This window comes from Pseudomonas sp. MNR3A (assembly GCF_009650575.1).
GTDB classification, from domain to species: Bacteria; Pseudomonadota; Gammaproteobacteria; order Pseudomonadales; family Pseudomonadaceae; genus Aquipseudomonas; species Aquipseudomonas machongensis.
Genome location: NZ_VZZS01000007.1, coordinates 20,698 through 38,114, shown reverse-complemented (window position 1 = coordinate 38,114; position 17,417 = coordinate 20,698). Strand labels below are relative to the sequence as shown.

The following is a 17,417-nucleotide window of genomic DNA, read 5'->3' as shown; positions in this document are numbered from 1 at the left end:
CTGTGGGAGCGGGTTTACCCGCGAATGCGATGGCGCATCCCAAATCGCATTCGCGGGTAAACCCGCTCCCACAGAGCTCGCGTAGCGGCCTTATTCGATGAAGGTCACGACCCCACCTTCCAGCGACTTCACCCGAGCCAGCGATTCGACGCGATAGCCTTGGCTGTCCAGCTCGGCGCGACCGCCCTGGAACGATTTCTCGATGACGATCCCCAGGCCCGCCACGGTGGCGCCGGCCTGCTTGATGATCGAAATCAGCGCCTGTGAAGCCTTGCCGTTGGCCAGGAAGTCATCGATCACCAGCACGCGATCACTGCTGTTGAGGTGACGCGGCGAGATGGCCACGGTGTTCTCGGTCTGCTTGGTGAAGGAATACACCGAAGCGGTCAGCAGGTTCTCGGTCAGAGTCAGCGACTGATGCTTGCGGGCGAAGATCACCGGCACGCCCAGCTTCAGGCCGGTCATCACCGCCGGGGCGATGCCCGACGCCTCGATGGTGACGATCTTGGTCACGCCCGAGTCTGCGAACAGGCGGGCGAACTCGTCACCGATCAGTTGCATCAGCGCAGGGTCGATCTGGTGGTTGAGAAACGCGTCGACTTTGAGAACCTGATCGGAAAGCACGATGCCTTCTTCGCGAATCTTCTGCTGCAGTGCTTCCACTGTGTATTCCTCGATGTAGCAAAGGTGGCCGCATCCAGAAGGTCGCGGCAAAGGTTTAAAGAGTAATGGTTGGTCAGCGTTTGAGCATGGCCCGGATGTCGGCCAGCGCGTTATTGCCTCGCGCCGCCTTCACCTCCACAGGCGCATCCTCCAGGCCTTCCCAGGCCAGGTCGTCCGGCGGCAGTTCATCCAGGAACCGGCTGGGCGTGCAGTCGATGATCTCGCCGTACTGCTTGCGCTTGGCGGCGAAGGTGAAGGCCAGGGTCTGACGGGCGCGGGTGATGCCCACGTAGGCCAGGCGGCGTTCTTCCTCGATGGTGTCGGCTTCGATGCTCGAGCGGTGGGGGAGGATTTCTTCCTCCATGCCCATGATGAATACGTAGGGGAATTCCAGGCCCTTGGAGGCGTGAAGGGTCATCATCTGCACACCCTCGGCGTTTTCTTCCTCTTCCTGCTGGCGCTCGAGCATGTCGCGCAGCACCAGCTTGCCGATGGCGTCCTCGATGGTCATGTCACCCTCTTCGTCCTTCTCGAGGGTGTTCTTCAGCGCATCGATCAGGAACCAGACGTTGCCGATGCGGAAATCCGCCGCCTTGTCGCTGGCGGTGTTCTGGCGGATCCAGTTCTCGTAGTCGATGTCCTTGACCATCTCGTGCAGCGCAGCGATCGGGTCTTCCAGGGCAACCTTGTGACGCACGCCGTCGAGCCAGTGCTTGAAGCGCTGCAGGCGCTCGGTGTAGCGCGCATCGAGGTGCTCGCCCAGGCCCAGCTCCTCGCTTGCCGCGTACATCGACACGCCGCGCTCGGTGGCGTAGTTGCCGAGCTTTTCGAGCGTGGTCGAGCCGATCTCGCGGCGCGGCACGTTGATCACCCGCAGGTAGGCGTTGTCGTCGTCCGGGTTGACCAGCAGGCGCAGGTAGGCCATGAGGTCCTTGACCTCCTGGCGACCGAAGAAGCTGTTGCCGCCCGACAGGCGATAGGGCACCTGATGGTGCTGCAGCTTCAGCTCGATCAGCTTGGCCTGGTAGTTGCCGCGGTAGAGGATGGCGAAGTCGCTGTACGGGCGATTGGTGCGCAGGTGCAAGGTGAGGATCTCCATGGCCACGCGCTCGGCCTCGGCTTCCTCGTTCTTGCAACGGATCACGCGGATTTCGTCGCCCACGCCCATCTCGCTCCACAGCTGCTTCTCGAAGTCGTGGGGGTTGTTGGCGATCAGTACGTTGGCGCAGCGCAGGATGCGGCTGGTGGAGCGGTAGTTCTGCTCGAGCATCACCACTTTCAGGGAGGGATAGTCCTCCTTGAGCAGCATCAGGTTTTCCGGGCGCGCGCCGCGCCAGGCGTAGATCGACTGGTCATCGTCGCCAACCACGGTGAACTGGTTGCGCATGCCGATGAGCATTTTCACCAGCAGGTACTGGCTGGCGTTGGTGTCCTGGTATTCGTCGACCAGCAGGTAGCGCACGCGGTTCTGCCAGCGTTCCAGCACGTCGGTGTGCTCCTGGAACAGCTTGACCGGCAGCAGGATCAGGTCGTCGAAGTCCACCGCGTTGTAGGCCTTGAGCGTGCGCTGGTAGTGGGTGTAGACGATGGCAGCGGTCTGCTCGCGCGGGTTGCGCGCTTTTTCCAGGGCTTCGGCGGGCAGAATCAGATCGTTCTTCCACGAGCCGATCATGTTCTTGATCTCGTCCAGCCCGTCGTCGCCGGAATATTCCTTCTGCATGATGTCCGACAGCAGCGCCTTGATGTCGGACTCGTCGAAGATCGAGAAGCCCGGCTTGTAGCCCAGACGCTGGTGTTCCCGGCGGATGATGTTCAGGCCCAGGTTGTGGAAGGTGCACACCGTCAGGCCCCGGCCTTCGCCTGGACGCAGCAGGGTGCCGACCCGCTCCTTCATCTCGCGCGCGGCCTTGTTGGTGAAGGTCATGGCGACGATGTACTGGGCACGGATGCCGCAGTTCTGGATGAGGTGGGCAATCTTGCGCGTGATCACGCTGGTCTTGCCGGAGCCTGCACCGGCGAGCACCAATAGAGGGCCGCCGACGTAGTCTCGGGCTTCCTGTTGCCGGGGATTGAGTCGGGACATGCTAGAAACCGGGAGTAACCAGAAAATAGCCGCGCATTCTAGCAGGCATGGGTCGGTTATGGCGCGACCGTCTGACAGTGTGATGCAGCGCACCATTCAGATTTGCGGGCGTTGCGACTTTCGCGCAGGATGCACGGCAAAATCCGTCGAGATGCGGGGCAGGGAACGCCACATATAAAAGTGAGAATCATTTCCACTTGTCGGTTAGGATACGGCACATCCTCGGTCACACTGTTCGAGCCCTAAGGAGCCCGCTTGTCCACGCCCGTCGAACCGTTGCGCTTGCTGCTGTTGGCCGATGAGCCGGAATGGGCTGCGTTGCTGCGCGAATGTGTCCAGCCGCTGGCTGGCAGCGCGGTACTGTTGACTGCGCCGAACTGGGAGGCGGTGGACAGCCTGTTCGTTCACGATCGCCAGGCCGTGGTACTGGCCACGCCCGACCTGCAGCCGACACCCGGACGCTGCGACCTGCCGACCATCCTGCTGCTGGAGCACGAGCCCGAAACGCCTCCGGTGGGCGTGAGTGACTGGCTGGTGCGTGGGCAACTGAGCAGTGATGCGCTGCGCCGCTCGTTGCGTCATGTGCGTGAACGCGGTGTGCTGGTCGCCACCTTGCAACGCCTGGCCGAGCAGGACCCGCTCACCGGCATCGCCAATCGCCAGGGCTTCCAGGCACTGCTCAGCGCACGCCTGGCGGAGAACGCAGGCCGCGGCCTGGCCCTCGGTCACCTGGACCTGGACAACTTCCGTCACGTCAACGACGCCCTGGGGCACCAGGGCGGTGATCGCCTGATCCTGCAGGTGGTCAACCGACTCAAGCAGCAGCTGGAGGCCGGTGATCAGTTGGCGCGCCTGGGCAGCGATGAGTTCGCGCTGCTGATCGACACCCGCCGCGACCCCAGCCGCGCCGAGCGCACCGCCGAGCGTATCGTCGAAGCCCTGGCCGAGCCGTACTGGATCGATGGCGAAAGCCTGCTGCTTGGCTGCAGCCTGGGCCTGGCCCATGCCCGTGCGCAAGCGGGCGCCGATCCGTTGATGTGGCATGCGCACATCGCCATGCGCCAGGCCAAGGGCAGCCAAGGCTGCACGTATCACGTGTTCAACGAGCGGATAAACAGCAACGCCCGCAGCCTCGCCGATCTGGAAAGCGAGCTGCGTCGGGCCCTGCGTCGTGACGAGCTTGAACTGCACTACCAGCCACGCTTGAACCTCAAGGACGGCACCATCGTCGGCCTCGAGGCACTGGTGCGCTGGCGGCATGCCGAGCGTGGCCTGCTGCCGCCCAGCGAATTCGTGCCGCTGGCCGAGCAGAGCGGGCTGATCGTACCGCTGGGCTACTGGGTGATCTCCCGCGCCCTGCGTGACATGCAGGCCCTGGGCGAGCACGGCCTGGCGCCGCTGCACATGGCGGTGAACCTGAGCTTCCGCCAGTTCCAGGACAGCCAGCTGTTGGCGACCCTGAGCCGGCTGATCGTCGAACACGGCGTCGATGCGCGTTGGCTGGAGTTCGAGCTGACCGAGACCGCGGTGATGCGCCGCAACGAAGTGGTGCGCCAGACCATGGATGCATTGGGGCGCCTGGGTGTGCGTTTCTCGCTGGATGACTTTGGCACTGGTTTTTCGTCGTTCGTGCACTTGAACAGCCTGCCCATCACTTTGCTCAAGGTCGATCGCAGCTTCGTCGCCGGCATGGAACAACGCGAAGAAAACCGCAAGCTGGTGCACGCGATGATCAACCTGGCGCACAACCTCAACCTGGAAGTGGTGGCCGAAGGGGTGGAGAGCGATGAACAACTGGGTCTGCTGCGTGATTTCGGTTGCGACCAGGTGCAAGGGTTCCTGGTGAGCCGGCCGCTGCCGATCGATGAGCTGATCGTCTACCTGTTCCAGGCGGCCAAGCCGCAGTTGGTGAGTGTTTAGCCGGTAGCGGCCCGCGATAGGGCCGCCACTGATTTCAGGCCGAAACCGCCGCCCCCACGGCCGCCTTGCCCAGCAACCGCTTCATCCGCCATTCGAACGCCAGCGTCAGCGCCACCGCCGCACACGCCAGCCCCAGCGCCAAGCCCCACCAGATACCCACCGCACCCCCGCCGAGCGTGAAGGCGAACACCCAGGCGCATGGCGCGCCCACCAGCCAGTAGCACAGCAGACCGATCACGAACGTGGTCTTGGCGTCCTTCAGGCCGCGGATCGAGCCCATGGCGATGGTCTGCGTGCCGTCGAACAGCTCGAACCAGGCGGCCACCATCACCAACTGCACGGCGAGGGCGAAGATGGCGGCGAACGCCGGGTCATTGCGGTCGACCAGCAGCCCCACGAAGGTTTCCGGGAACAGCCAGAACAGCACCGCGAAGGTGAACATCACCACCGCGCCCAGGCCGATCCCGATGCGCCCGGCGCTGCGCGCGGCCAGCAGGTTGCCTGCGCCGTAGTACAGCCCGACTCGCATGGTCACCGCATAGGACAGCCCGGTCGGCACCATGAACGCTGCCGAAATGATCGGCAGGGCGATCTGGTGGGCGGCCAGCTCGGTATCGCCCAGTACACCCATGCACAGCGCGGCGAAGGCGAACAAGCCGACTTCCACGATGTAGGTACCGCCGATCGGCAGGCCCAGCCGCCACAACTCGCGCAGTGCATCGAGCGATGGATGTGACAGGCCCTTGCGCAGCGGATAGGCGTCGTATGCACGGTGCCAGTGGATGTATAGAGCCAGCGCGATGGCCATGCCCAGCGACACCACGGCAGTGACCAGGCCGATGCCCATGAGGCCCAGCTTGGGCAGGCCGAACATGCCTTCGATCAGTGCGTGGTTGAACAGGTAGTTGAGTACCGTGCCCACCAGGCTGATGACCATCACCGGGGTCGAATGGCCCAGGGCGCTGGTGAAGCCGCGCAGGGCCATGAAGGTCAGGTAGCCGGGCAGCGCCAGGGGTAGCAGGGTGAGGAACTGCATGGCCATGTCGACGTTGTCGGGACGCTGGCCGAACAGCAGCAACAAAGATTTGAGGTTCCACAACACCAGGGCCGCGCCCAGCGCCAGGCCCCAGGCCAACCACAGGCCGTTCTGCGCCAGGCGCGTGGCACCGGCGATGTCACCTGCGCCCTTGCGGAAGGCCACCAGGGTGCCGACCGCGGCGATCACGCCCAGGCAGAAGATCGACACGAACGAGTAGCTCGCCGCGCCCAGGCCGCCCCCTGCCAGCGCCTGTGGGCTGATGCGCGCCATCATCAGGGTGTCGGTGAGCACCATCAGCATGTGCGCCAATTGCGAGGCGACCAGGGGGCCGGCCAGGCGCAGCAGAGCCTTGAGTTCGGTGGTGGGCGCGACATGCATGGGGGGAAGTCCTTGGGTGTGGGTCCTACAGAAAGAGCTCACGATTCTGAGGCTTCGGTCAACATTGCACAAAAAGATAAAAGCGATCATTGGCATGAGTTGAACTCATGGAGGTATGCTTCTGCCAAATTGCCTCATGCGCCCGTATGACAGGTGCCCCATGTCTCGTCAGCTACCACCGTTGTATGCCCTGCGCGCATTTGAAGCGGCCGCGCGGCTGAGCTCCTTCACCCGCGCCGGTGAAGAGCTGTCCATCACCCAGAGCGCGGTCAGCCGCCACATCCGCACGCTTGAAGATCACTTCGGCTGTCGTCTGTTCGTGCGCAACGGTCGTAATCTGCAGCCCACCGAGGCGGCGCGGATGCTGTTGCCCGGTGTGCGCGACGGTTTCTCGTCACTGGAGCGGGCCTGCAATACCTTGCGCGGCGAAGACGACATCCTGCGCATGAAAGCCCCCTCGACCTTGACCATGCGCTGGCTGCTGGCGCGCCTGAGCCGCTTTCGCCACCTGCAGCCGGGCAACGAGGTGCAACTGACCAGCGCCTGGATGGACGTCGACCATGTGGATTTCAATCAAGAGCCTTTCGATTGCGCCGTGCTGCTCAGCGACGGCAACTTTCCGGTGGACTGGGAGGTGCGTCGGCTGTTCGCCGAGCTGCTGATCCCGGTCGGCGCTCCGGACCTGCAGGCCGAAGCGCCGTGGGATGCGCGCAGGCTGGCCAGTGTCGAACTGTTGCACCCGACGCCCGATCGTCGCGACTGGCGCAGTTGGCTCGCGCGCATGGGCCTGAGCGAAACGGTGTCGCTCAAGGGCGGGCAGGTGTTCGATACCCTGGAGCTGGGCATGATCGCCGCTGCTCGGGGTTATGGGGTGTCGATGGGTGACCTGCTGATGGTCGCCGAAGACGTCGCCCAGGGGCGACTGAGCCTGCCATGGCCGACGGCGGTGGCCAGCGGCCTGGACTATTACCTCGTATGGCCGCGCACCCGCCCGGGCGGCGAGCGGTTGCGGCGTTTGAGTGCCTTCTTGCAGGAGGAGGCGGCGGCGATGGACTTGCCTGAGGTGGAGATCCTTGGCGCGTCTTGAGTGGGCCGATCAGGACGTATTCGTTGCAAGATTTTTCATGAAATCCGCCCGCGAACCTTGAGCAAGTCGAAGTGGAAGTGAACAATGTTCGCTTTCGTATTCTCGCCGAGATCGCCCCATGATTCCCCGTTCCCGTCCGCTCGCGTGGTTGCCGGCCTTGTTGCTCGGCCCGGTGCTGGCGCTGTGCAGCACCCTGGCGCAGGCCGAAGCCCCTGCCGACGCCACCAAGGCGTTGCACCTGCTGGACTATATCGGTGCCGACTACCCGCCGACCGTAGAGGGCGGCAAGGTGGTGGATGAAGGTGAATACCGCGAACAGCAGGAGTTCAGCGGGGTGCTGGCCGAGCTGGTCAATGGCTTGCCGGCCAACCCCGAACGCGACGCTCTCGAGCAGGGTGTGCAGGCGCTGCGCCAGGCCATCGAGCAACGCCAGGACGGCAGCGCCGTGGCGCACCAGGCTCGGCAGTTGGGCGCGCGGCTGGCGGTGGCCTACGAGGTCAGCCAGGCGCCGGTGATCACGCCGGATCCGGCACGCGGTGCTGCGTTGTACGCGCAGAACTGCTCGATCTGCCACGGTGACACCGGTGCCGGGGACGGCCCGGCGGGTGTCGGCCTGGAGCCTGCGCCGGCCAACCTGCGCGACGCCCAGCGCCTTGACCAGTTGAGCCTGTTCGACCTGTACAACACCCTCGGCCTGGGTATCGAGGGCACCGAGATGCCGTCGTTCGCCGACCAGCTCGACGAACGCCAGCGCTGGGACGTGGCCGCCTACATTGCCAGCTTCACCGCCGACCCGCAGGCGGCCAAGGGCGACAAAACCTGGAACATCGCCGACCTGGCCCGCCAGACCCCGGCCGAAGTCGCCGCCAACGAAGGCGCCGAGGCCGTTGCCGCATTCCGTGCCCAGCGCGCCCAGCCACCGCAGGTCAAGCGTGGCCCGGCACAGTTGCTCGAATACACCTCCAGCACCCTGGACAAGAGCCTGGCGGCCTACCGCGAGGGCGATCACGACCAGGCCTACGACCTGTCGGTGGCCGCATATCTCGAAGGTTTCGAGCTGGTGGAGAGCTCGCTCGACAACATCGACGCGCAGGTGCGCAAGGATACCGAGAAGTCGTTGATGGCCTACCGGCAGTCGCTGCAGGATGGCCTGCCCGCCGAGCAGGCTGCGCAGCGCCTGGCCGAGGCCAAGGTCAAGCTGGAGCAGGCGGCGAAACTGCTGGGCAGCGATGGTCTGAGTTGGTCGTTGAGCTACATCTCCGGGCTGCTGATCCTGCTGCGCGAGGGCCTGGAGGCGATCCTGGTGCTGGCCGCGATCCTCGCCTTCCTGCGCAATACCGGGCAGCAGTCGGCGGTACGCAGCGTCAACATCGGCTGGGGCCTGGCATTGGTGGCAGGTTTCGCTACCTGGGCCCTGGCGGCCTACGTGATCGATGTCGGCGGCGCCCAGCGCGAGTTGCTCGAGGGCTGCACGGCGCTGTTCGCTGCGGTCATGGTGCTGTGGCTGGGGGTCTGGATGCATGACCGGCGCCACGCCGCAGCCTGGCAGGACTACATCAAGAGCAGCCTGCTCAGTGGTGGCGGGCGCTTCGGCTTTGCCATGCTGGCGTTTTTCTCGGTGTACCGCGAGCTGTTCGAGGTGATCCTGTTCTACGAAACCCTGTGGTTGCAGGCCGGGCCTGCCGGGCACCAGGCGGTGCTGGCCGGTGGCGCTACCGCGCTGGTGTTGCTGGTGGGGTTGGCCTGGGTGATTCTGCGTGGATCGGCGAAGCTGCCACTGTCGCTGTTCTTCAGCATCAACGCTGCGTTGTTGTGCGCGCTGTCGGTGGTGTTCGCCGGGCACGGCGTCAAGGCGCTGCAGGAGGCTGGGGTACTGGGCACGCGACCGGTGCCGTTCTTCGAGTTCGATTGGCTGGGGATTCATGCCGACGCTTATTCGTTGAGTGCGCAGGCGGTGGCATTGCTGGCTATCGTGGTGCTTTACGGACGCTCGCGCATTGCCGAAAAACGCAGGGCTGCAGCGAACTGAGGCCGGGGCTGGCACACTATTTCTTTTCGAATTACGGAAACATCGTCATGCGCATATGGATCGACGCCGACGCCTGCCCCAAGGCGGCCAAGGACCTGATCGTCAAATTCGCCCTCAAGCGCAAGCTGGAAGTGGTGATGGTGGCCGGCCAGGCCGTGGCCAAACCGGCCTTCGCGATCGTGCGGCTGATCGTGGTGCCCAGCGGCATGGATGCCGCCGACGACTACCTGGTGGAGCATGCAGAGCCCGGCGAGCTGGTGATTTGCAGCGACGTACCGCTGGCCGATCGTCTGATCAAGAAGGGTGTGGCGGCGTTGGATCCACGTGGTCGCGAGTTCGACGAGCGCAACATGGGGGATCGGCTGGCGGTGCGCAACCTGTTCACCGAGTTGCGTGAACAGGGGCAGGTCGGCGGCGGGCAGGCGCCCTATGGCGAGCGGGAGAAGCAAGCGTTTGCCAATTCGCTGGATCGGATCCTCACGCGGTTGACGCGTTGACCTTTTCGCGGCGGTTCGGCGCTCCGACTTGCCCGCGAAAAGGCCTGCCCTGATGCGCTTCAGTCCTTCTCGTGAGTCAGCTCCAGCACCCGGTCCACCAGTTTGTAGATCCCCCCCGCCGCTTCGCTGATCGACTTGGCCAGCATGTAGGCCGGGGTGGTCACCAGCTTGCGCTGGGTGTCTTCGACGATGTCATGCACATCGCATTCTTCATGGGTGCCGCCCATCTTCACCACGGCTGCGCTGGTGTCGGCATCGTTGCCGATGGTGCAGACCACGCCTGGGCCGTAGATCTTCGCGGCCAACGCCGGCGAGATGCAGATCAGGCCGACCGGCTTGCACGCCGCGGCGAAGGCCTCGGCCAGTGCCAGTACATCGGGGTTCACGCTGCAGCTGGTGCCTTCGACGGCGAAATTCGACAGGTTCTTGGCCGCGCCGAAACCGCCAGGCACGATCAGCGCGTCGAAGTCCTCGGCCTTGGCTTCGCGAATATCCTTCACTTCACCGCGGGCGATGCGCGCCGACTCCACCAGCACATTGCGCGACTCGGGCATTTCTTCGCCGGTCAGGTGGTTGATCACGTGCATCTGCGCGATGTTCGGCGCGAAACACTGCACCTGGGCGCCGCGCTGGTCGAGGCGCAGCAGGGTGATCACGCTTTCGTGGATTTCGGCGCCGTCATACACGCCACAGCCGGAAAGAATCACCGCTACCTTTTTCGTCATGCTCATTACTCCAGTGTCGAGGCGCTAAATGTCCTCTAGTTTGGCAGATGTGGCCATAAGGGTTGTGCCCGACGCGGCCTAATCTCTGTGGATAACGCTTGGGATCGTCACCATGGACCTGATTCTGCTGGCCGTGCCGTTCTTCTTCGTGCTGATTGCTGTGGAGCTGGTCACCGACCGGCTGCGCGGGCAGCGCAACTATCGCCTGGCCGATTCGATCAACAGCCTGAGCACTGGGGCGCTGTCGACCAGCACGGGGCTGCTGACCAAGGGCGTCGGGCTTGTAAGCTACGCGCTGGCCTGGGAGCACCTGGCCCTGCTGCGCCTGCCGGACGGTGCGCTCTGGGTCTGGTTGCTGGCGTTCGTGCTCTACGACTTCTGCTACTACTGGCTGCACCGCCTCGGCCATGAGCGCAACGTGTTGTGGGCGGCGCATTCGGTGCATCACCAGAGCGAGGAGTACAACCTCACCACCGCCCTGCGCCAGACCAGCAGCGGCTTTCTCTTCTCGTGGATCTTCTATCTGCCGCTGGCCCTGGTCGGCGTGCCGCCGCTGGTATTCGTCACCGTGGCATCGCTGAACCTGCTGTACCAGTTCTGGGTGCATACCCGGCACGTGCCCAAGCTGGGCTGGCTCGAATGGGTACTGATCACGCCGTCCAACCATCGCGTCCACCATGCGCAGAATCCTTTGTACTTGGATCGCAACTACGGCGGCGTGTTCATTCTCTGGGACCGCCTGTTCGGCACTTTCCAGGAGGAGGACCCGCGCGAGCCCGTGGTGTTCGGCGTGACCACGCCGCTGGCGAGCTGGAATCCGCTGTGGGCCAACCTGCAGTTCTATGCCCAGCTCTGGCGCGATGCGCGGCGCACTCGCTGTCTGTGGGACAAGCTGCGGATCTGGTTCATGCCCACCGGATGGCGACCGGCGGATGTGGAGGCGGTTTATCCACAGGCCAAGGTTGATCTGGCGCAGTTTCGCAAGTTCGAGATACCGCTGGGGCGAGCCCAGCAGTTGTATGTGGCGCTGCAGTTCGCCGTGTACGCAGGGTTGGGGAGTTACCTGATGGAGGTAGCCGAGCGCGTGCCGCCAGCGGCGCTGGTGCTGGGCTGGACACTGATGGCGTTTGGCTTGTTCGTGCTTGGGGTGGCGCTGGAGAACCGGCCTTGGGCCGCGCGCCTTGAACTGCTGCGGCTGGCGTCCAACGGGCCGGCGCTTTATCTGGGTGGGGTGTTGGGCCTAGGGGCGGTCACGCCCTTGGCCTGGCTCCTGCTCGGGCTCTACAGCCTGTTCAGCCTGTGCGGCCTGGCTTTCTGCCGCCGCCTTGCGCTCCGCACGCAAGTTGCGGAAACGTCGGCGCAGCCAGAGCAGCCCGCCCAGCACCAGCAGGCCGCCGAGCACCCATAGCTCGTATTTCTTCACGTTGCCCAGCAGGCCTTCGAGGATGGCGCCGAAGTGATAGGCCGCCGCGCCCAGGGCAAGGGCCCAGATCGCCGCGCCAATACCGTTGAGCAGCAGGTAGCGCCGCGGGGGATAGCCCGACAGGCCGATGGCCACCGGCATCACGGTGCGCAGGCCATAGACGAAACGGAAGCTCAGTACCCAGATGTCGGGGTGGCGGCGGATATGTTCCAGCGCGCGGTCGCCCATGGCCTGCCAGCGCGGTTTGCGCGCGAGGATCTTGCGCCCGTGGCGACGGCCCATGAAATACCAGAGTTGGTCACCGGCATAGCTGCCGAAGAACGCCACCACCACGACCAGGCTGATGTCCATGTATCCACGGAACGCGAGAAATCCTGCAAGTACCAGGATGGTCTCGCCTTCGAAGAAGGTGCCTAGAAAGAGGGCGAAATAGCCGAAATCCTGCAGGAATTGTTGAAGCATTTTCTGAGGTGCTGGCGAAATGAACGCGCAGCCTACCCCTTCGCGCGCCTGGGGGAAAGTGTCCAAATGTGTCTCGACGTGAACAATTCCTACAAGGACAATGCCTGCGGCCACAAGTCGCAGGGTTGCCCTTCCCTGTAACCTAGGCGTCATAATGGGCGCTTATAACTGTCGCGCTAGCCCGCCTGCGCGGGCTCAGGAGTCTGCCGTGAGCTTTACCCCCGCCAACCGCCTGTTTCCTGCTACCCGCCTGCGTCGCAACCGCCGGGACGAATTCTCCCGTCGTCTGGTTCGCGAGAACACCCTGACCGTCGATGACCTGATCCTGCCGGTATTCGTGCTGGACGGCGAAAATCGTCGCGAGGAAGTGCCGTCGATGCCGGGCGTCGAGCGCCTGTCGATCGACCTGCTGCTCGAAGCCGCACAGGGTTGGGTCGAGCTGGGGATTCCGGCGCTGGCGCTGTTCCCGGTGACCCCGGTGGAGAAGAAATCCCTCGACGGTGCCGAAGCCTGGAACCCGGATGGCATCGCCCAGCGTGCGACCCGCGCCCTGCGTACGCGCTTCCCGGAACTGGGAGTGATCACCGACGTCGCACTCGATCCCTTCACCACTCACGGCCAGGACGGCATCCTCGACGAAGAGGGCTACGTGCAGAACGACATCACCGTCGACGCCCTGGTGCGTCAGGCGCTGTCGCATGCCGAAGCCGGTGCCCAGGTGGTGGCGCCGTCCGACATGATGGACGGTCGTCTGCAGGCCATCCGCGAGGCCCTGGAGCTGGCCGGCTACGTGAACGTGCGCATCATGGCTTACTCCGCCAAGTACGCCAGCGCCTACTACGGCCCGTTCCGCGATGCGGTCGGCTCGGCGCTGAACCTGGGCAAGGCCAACAAGGCCTCCTATCAGATGGACCCGGCCAACAGTGACGAGGCCCTGCATGAAGTGGCCACCGACCTCGCCGAGGGCGCTGACATGGTCATGGTCAAGCCGGGCATGCCGTACCTGGACATCGTTCACCGCGTCAAAACCGAATTCCGCGTGCCGACCTTCGTGTATCAGGTCAGCGGCGAATATGCCATGCACATGGCGGCCATCCAGAACGGCTGGCTGAGCGAAGCCGTGATTCTCGAATCCCTCACCGCTTTCAAACGGGCCGGCGCCGATGGCATCCTCACCTATTTCGCCGTGCGTGCCGCTCAATTGTTGAGAGGGCAGTAACGCCCTCACAGGAACGTCAGATGAATAACGAAGTGCTCACTGCTGTCGAGATCAAGGAAGCCAAGGCCCTCCCGGAGGAACTGGTCCAGACCCCACCGGACCTGCCGGCGGCACCTGAGCCGGAGCCTGCGCCTGTCGTCGAGGCCGCCGCCCCGGCGCCGGCCCCGGCGATTCCGGTGCCGGGCCTGGACGACAGCAGCCTGTACATTCATCGTGAGCTCTCGCAGCTGCAGTTCAACATCCGCGTGCTGGAGCAGGCGCTGGATGAGTCCTACCCGCTGCTTGAGCGTCTGAAGTTCCTGCTGATCTTCTCCAGCAACCTCGATGAGTTCTTCGAGATCCGCGTCGCGGGGCTGAAGAAGCAGATCAATTTCGCCCGGGAACAGGCCGGCGCCGACGGCCTGCAGCCGCATCAGGCGCTGGCGCGGATCAGCGAGCTGGTGCACCTGGAGGTGGACCGCCAGTACGCGATCCTCAACGACGTGTTGCTACCGGAGCTGGAGAAGCATGCGATTCGCTTCATCCGCCGCCGCTACTGGACGCCCAAGCTCAAGACCTGGGTGCGTCGCTACTTCCGCGACGAGATCGCCCCGATCATCACCCCGATCGGCCTCGACCCGACCCACCCGTTCCCGCTGCTGGTGAACAAGAGCCTGAACTTCATCGTCGAGCTCGAGGGCGTCGATGCCTTCGGTCGCGACTCGGGCCTGGCGATCATCCCGGCGCCGCGCCTGCTGCCACGGGTGATCCGTGTGCCGGAAGAGGTTGGCGGCCCCGGCGACAACTATGTCTTCCTGTCGTCGATGATCCACGCCCATGCCGACGACCTGTTCCAGGGCATGAAGGTCAAGGGCTGCTACCAGTTCCGCCTGACCCGAAACGCCGACCTGGCACTGGACTCCGAAGAGGTCGACGACCTTGCCCGCGCCCTGCGTGGCGAGCTGTTCTCGCGCCGCTACGGCGACGCCGTGCGCCTGGAGGTTGCCGACACCTGTCCTAAGCACCTCTCCGACTACCTGCTCAAGCAGTTCAGCCTGAGCGAGAGCGAGCTTTACCAGGTCAATGGCCCGGTCAACCTGACTCGTCTGTTCAGCATCACTAGCCTGGACAGCCACCCGGAGCTGCAGTACACGCCGTTCACCCCGGCGATCCCTAAGATCCTTCAGAACGCCGACAACATTTTCAGCGTCATCAGCAAGCAGGATGTGTTGCTGATGCACCCGTTCGAATCCTTCACTCCGGTGGTCGACCTGCTGCGCCAGGCCGCCAAGGACCCGCACGTGCTCGCCGTGCGCCAGACCCTGTACCGCTCCGGGGCCAACTCGGAGATCGTCGACGCGTTGGTCGATGCCGCGCGTAACGGCAAGGAGGTCACTGCGGTGATCGAGCTGCGCGCGCGTTTCGACGAAGAGTCCAACCTGCAGATGGCCAGCCGCCTGCAGGCGGCCGGTGCGGTGGTGATCTATGGCGTGGTCGGCTTCAAGACCCACGCCAAGATGATGCTGATCCTGCGCCGCGAGCAGGGCGAGATCGTCCGCTACGCGCACCTGGGTACTGGCAACTACCACGCCGGCAACGCCCGCCTGTACACCGACTACAGCCTGCTGACCTCCGATGACGCGCTCACCGAGGACGTCGGCAAACTGTTCAGCCAGTTGATCGGCATGGGCAAGACCCTGCGCATGAAGAAGCTGCTGCATGCGCCCTTCACCCTCAAGAAGGGCATGCTCGACATGATCGCCCGCGAGACGCAGTTCGCGCTCGATGGCAAGCCGGCGCACATCATCGCCAAGTTCAACTCGCTGACCGATGCCAAGGTCATCAAGGCTCTGTACAAGGCGAGCCAGTCGGGCGTGCGCATCGACCTGGTGGTGCGTGGCATGTGCTGCCTGCGTCCGGGCATCCCGGGGGTTTCGCACAACATCAATGTGCGCTCGATCATCGGCCGCTTCCTTGAGCACACGCGGGTGTTCTACTTCCTCAACGGCGGTGAGGAGCAGATCTACCTGTCCAGCGCCGACTGGATGGAGCGCAACCTCGACAAACGCGTCGAGACCTGCTTCCCGGTGGAGGGCAAGAAGTTGCTGCTGCGGGTGAAGAAGGAGCTTGAGGGCTACCTGACCGACAACACCCAGGCCTGGACCTTGCAGCCTGATGGTCGTTATGTGCGCAGTACCCCGACCGGCAACCAGAACCCGCGCAGCGCCCAGGCGACCCTGCTGGAGCGCCTGAGCAACCCGGTGCTGAACGTACGCTAGACACGCTGTAGGCGCGGCACAAGGCCGCGCCTACATAGGGTCAGCGTCGGGGCTCAACGCACGCTCAGCACGAACCCGACCCGCGCCAGCCACTCCGCCTCGTTGGCGAAGTCGGCCTGGGTAAGCGGATGCTGCTCCAGCCAGCCCTCAGGGAACACCACTTCCAGACTGTCGTCGGCAGCCTTGAGCTCAACCTTGGGCATTTGCTGGGTGCCGCGGATGTGGTGGAAGAGGATGGCGAAGCGCAGCAGCACGCACAGGCGGATCAGCTTGACGCCTTCGTCGCCGAACTCGGCGAACTTGTCCTTGGGGATGTTGCGGCGATGGCCGCGTACCAGCAGGGCCAGCATCTGCTGGTCCTCGCGGGAGAAGCCCGACAAGTCGGAGTGTTCGATCAAGTAGGCGCCGTGCTTGTGGTAGTGATAGTGGGCGATGTCCAGCCCGACTTCATGCACCTTCGCCGCCCAGCCCAGCAGATCGCGCCAGTTGCCGTTTTCCAGATCCCACGCCTTGGCCACCTGGTCGAAGGCGTGCAACGCCTTGCGCTCCACGCGCGCGGCCTGGCCCTGGTCGACGTGATAGCGCTCCATCAACGAATTCAGTGTGCGCTCACGCACGTCCTCGTGATGATGGCGGCCGAGCAGGTCGAACAGTACGCCCTCACGCAGGGCGCCGTCACAGTGGTCCATGCGCTGCAGTTCGAGGGCGTCGAAGATCGCCTCGAGAATCGCCAATCCCGCAGGGAAAATGGTGCGCCGGTCTGGTTTGACGCCGTCGAAGTCGATCTTGTCGACTTCGCCCAGCTTGAACAGCTTGCGCTTGATCAAGGCCAGGCCTTCGGCATTGACCTCGCCGTTGCCATGGCCGTTGGCCTTGATCGCGGCGCCGATGGCGCGGATGGTGCCCGACGAGCCGATGGCCTCGTCCCAGGTCAGGCGGTGCAGAGCATTCTCGATGCTCATCAGCTCAAGGCGCGCTGCAGTATAGGCCTGGGCGTAGCGTGCCGGCGTGATCTTGCCGTCGCGGAAATAGCGCTGGGTGAAGCTTACGCAGCCCATCTGCAGGCTTTCGCGCAGCAGTGGCTCGAAACGTTGACCGATGATGAACTCGGTACTGCCGCCGCCGATGTCGGCGACCAGGCGTTTGCCGGGGGTGTCGGCGAGGGTGTGCGACACGCCCAGGTAGATGAGGCGCGCCTCTTCACGACCTGAAATGACCTCGACCGGATGGCCGAGAATGGCTTCGGCACGCAGGATGAAGTCATTGCGGTTGCGTGCTTCACGCAGGGCGTTGGTGCCGACGATGCGCACAGCGCCGGCCGGCATGCCATTGATCAGCTGGGCGAAACGCTTGAGGCATTCGAGGCCCCGCTGCATGGCTTCTTCGCTGAGCTGGCGATCTTCGCTGATGCCCGCAGCCAGCTGAACCTTCTCCCCCTGCCGTTCGAGAATGCGGATCTCGGTATGGTGGGCCTTGGCCACGACCATGTGGAAACTGTTGGAGCCAAGGTCGATGGCGGCGATCAGAGACAGGTTCTTCGCGGTGGTTTGCGGCATGATCTGGATGTTCTCGGTCGATAACCCGGCAATCCTGCCATGATCGCGGGCATACGCCAACGCGCGACATGGCGAGGA

General features: G+C 64.2%; 12 protein-coding genes and 1 pseudogene. 7 read left to right on the top strand and 6 right to left on the bottom strand.

Annotation, left to right across the window (positions count from 1 at the left end; genetic code table 11):
* Window positions 1-90 precede the first annotated feature (90 nt).
* Together F6X62_RS05160 and rep are read right to left on the bottom strand one after the other, a co-directional pair.
* Window positions 91-663 (bottom strand): xanthine phosphoribosyltransferase, encoded by a 573-nt coding sequence (locus F6X62_RS05160; protein ID WP_011536381.1) that lies wholly within the window; start codon window positions 661-663, stop codon window positions 91-93.
* A gap of 73 nt (window positions 664-736) precedes the next feature.
* On the bottom strand, window positions 737-2,746 hold the full coding sequence (rep, locus tag F6X62_RS05155; RefSeq protein ID WP_054894105.1) for a DNA helicase Rep: 2,010 nt from the start codon (window positions 2,744-2,746) through the stop codon (window positions 737-739).
* A 255-nt stretch (window positions 2,747-3,001) separates the two neighbouring features.
* Here rep and F6X62_RS05150 point away from each other — a divergent pair, with 255 nt between their 5' ends.
* Window positions 3,002-4,666, top strand: coding sequence for a bifunctional diguanylate cyclase/phosphodiesterase (locus tag F6X62_RS05150; RefSeq protein ID WP_054894104.1), 1,665 nt, complete (start codon window positions 3,002-3,004; stop codon window positions 4,664-4,666).
* A gap of 34 nt (window positions 4,667-4,700) precedes the next feature.
* On the opposite strand, the gene F6X62_RS05145 is transcribed toward F6X62_RS05150, so the two are convergent.
* On the bottom strand, window positions 4,701-6,083 hold the full coding sequence (locus F6X62_RS05145) for a NorM family multidrug efflux MATE transporter (protein WP_153772886.1): 1,383 nt from the start codon (window positions 6,081-6,083) through the stop codon (window positions 4,701-4,703).
* A 160-nt stretch (window positions 6,084-6,243) separates the two neighbouring features.
* On the opposite strand from F6X62_RS05145, the gene F6X62_RS05140 reads away from it, so the two are divergent.
* The 3 genes from F6X62_RS05140 (at window position 6,244) to F6X62_RS05130 (ending at window position 9,696) form a co-directional block, all read left to right on the top strand.
* Window positions 6,244-7,170, top strand: a complete 927-nt coding sequence (locus F6X62_RS05140) for a LysR substrate-binding domain-containing protein (RefSeq protein ID WP_054894102.1) — start codon at window positions 6,244-6,246, stop codon at window positions 7,168-7,170.
* 118 nt (window positions 7,171-7,288) lie between these two features.
* Window positions 7,289-9,199 (top strand): cytochrome c/FTR1 family iron permease, encoded by a 1,911-nt coding sequence (locus tag F6X62_RS05135; protein ID WP_153772885.1) that lies wholly within the window; start codon window positions 7,289-7,291, stop codon window positions 9,197-9,199.
* 47 nt (window positions 9,200-9,246) lie between these two features.
* Window positions 9,247-9,696: a YaiI/YqxD family protein gene (locus tag F6X62_RS05130; protein ID WP_054894100.1), complete on the top strand. Its 450-nt coding sequence runs from the start codon at window positions 9,247-9,249 to the stop codon at window positions 9,694-9,696.
* Window positions 9,697-9,755: 59 nt separating this feature from the next.
* Here the strand turns inward: F6X62_RS05130 and elbB are convergent, their stop codons facing one another.
* Entirely contained in the window at window positions 9,756-10,421 is a 666-nt protein-coding gene (elbB, locus tag F6X62_RS05125; protein ID WP_153772884.1) for an isoprenoid biosynthesis glyoxalase ElbB, read from the bottom strand.
* 112 nt (window positions 10,422-10,533) lie between these two features.
* Between elbB and F6X62_RS25350 the strand changes: the two are divergent.
* Window positions 10,534-11,112 (top strand): annotated as a pseudogene (locus tag F6X62_RS25350) (sterol desaturase family protein); the annotation flags it as partial.
* 549 nt (window positions 11,113-11,661) lie between these two features.
* Here the strand turns inward: F6X62_RS25350 and F6X62_RS05115 are convergent.
* Entirely contained in the window at window positions 11,662-12,306 is a 645-nt protein-coding gene (locus tag F6X62_RS05115) for a DedA family protein (RefSeq protein ID WP_172964798.1), read from the bottom strand.
* Between the two features lie 208 nt (window positions 12,307-12,514).
* On the opposite strand from F6X62_RS05115, the gene hemB reads away from it, so the two are divergent.
* Window positions 12,515-13,525 (top strand): porphobilinogen synthase, encoded by a 1,011-nt coding sequence (hemB, locus tag F6X62_RS05110; RefSeq protein WP_153772882.1) that lies wholly within the window; start codon window positions 12,515-12,517, stop codon window positions 13,523-13,525.
* Between the two features lie 20 nt (window positions 13,526-13,545).
* Window positions 13,546-15,783: a polyphosphate kinase 1 gene (ppk1, locus tag F6X62_RS05105; protein ID WP_153772881.1), complete on the top strand. Its 2,238-nt coding sequence runs from the start codon at window positions 13,546-13,548 to the stop codon at window positions 15,781-15,783.
* 53 nt (window positions 15,784-15,836) lie between these two features.
* On the opposite strand, the gene ppx is transcribed toward ppk1, so the two are convergent.
* Window positions 15,837-17,339 (bottom strand): exopolyphosphatase, encoded by a 1,503-nt coding sequence (gene ppx / locus F6X62_RS05100; protein WP_153772902.1) that lies wholly within the window; start codon window positions 17,337-17,339, stop codon window positions 15,837-15,839.
* Window positions 17,340-17,417: the final 78 nt, after the last annotated feature.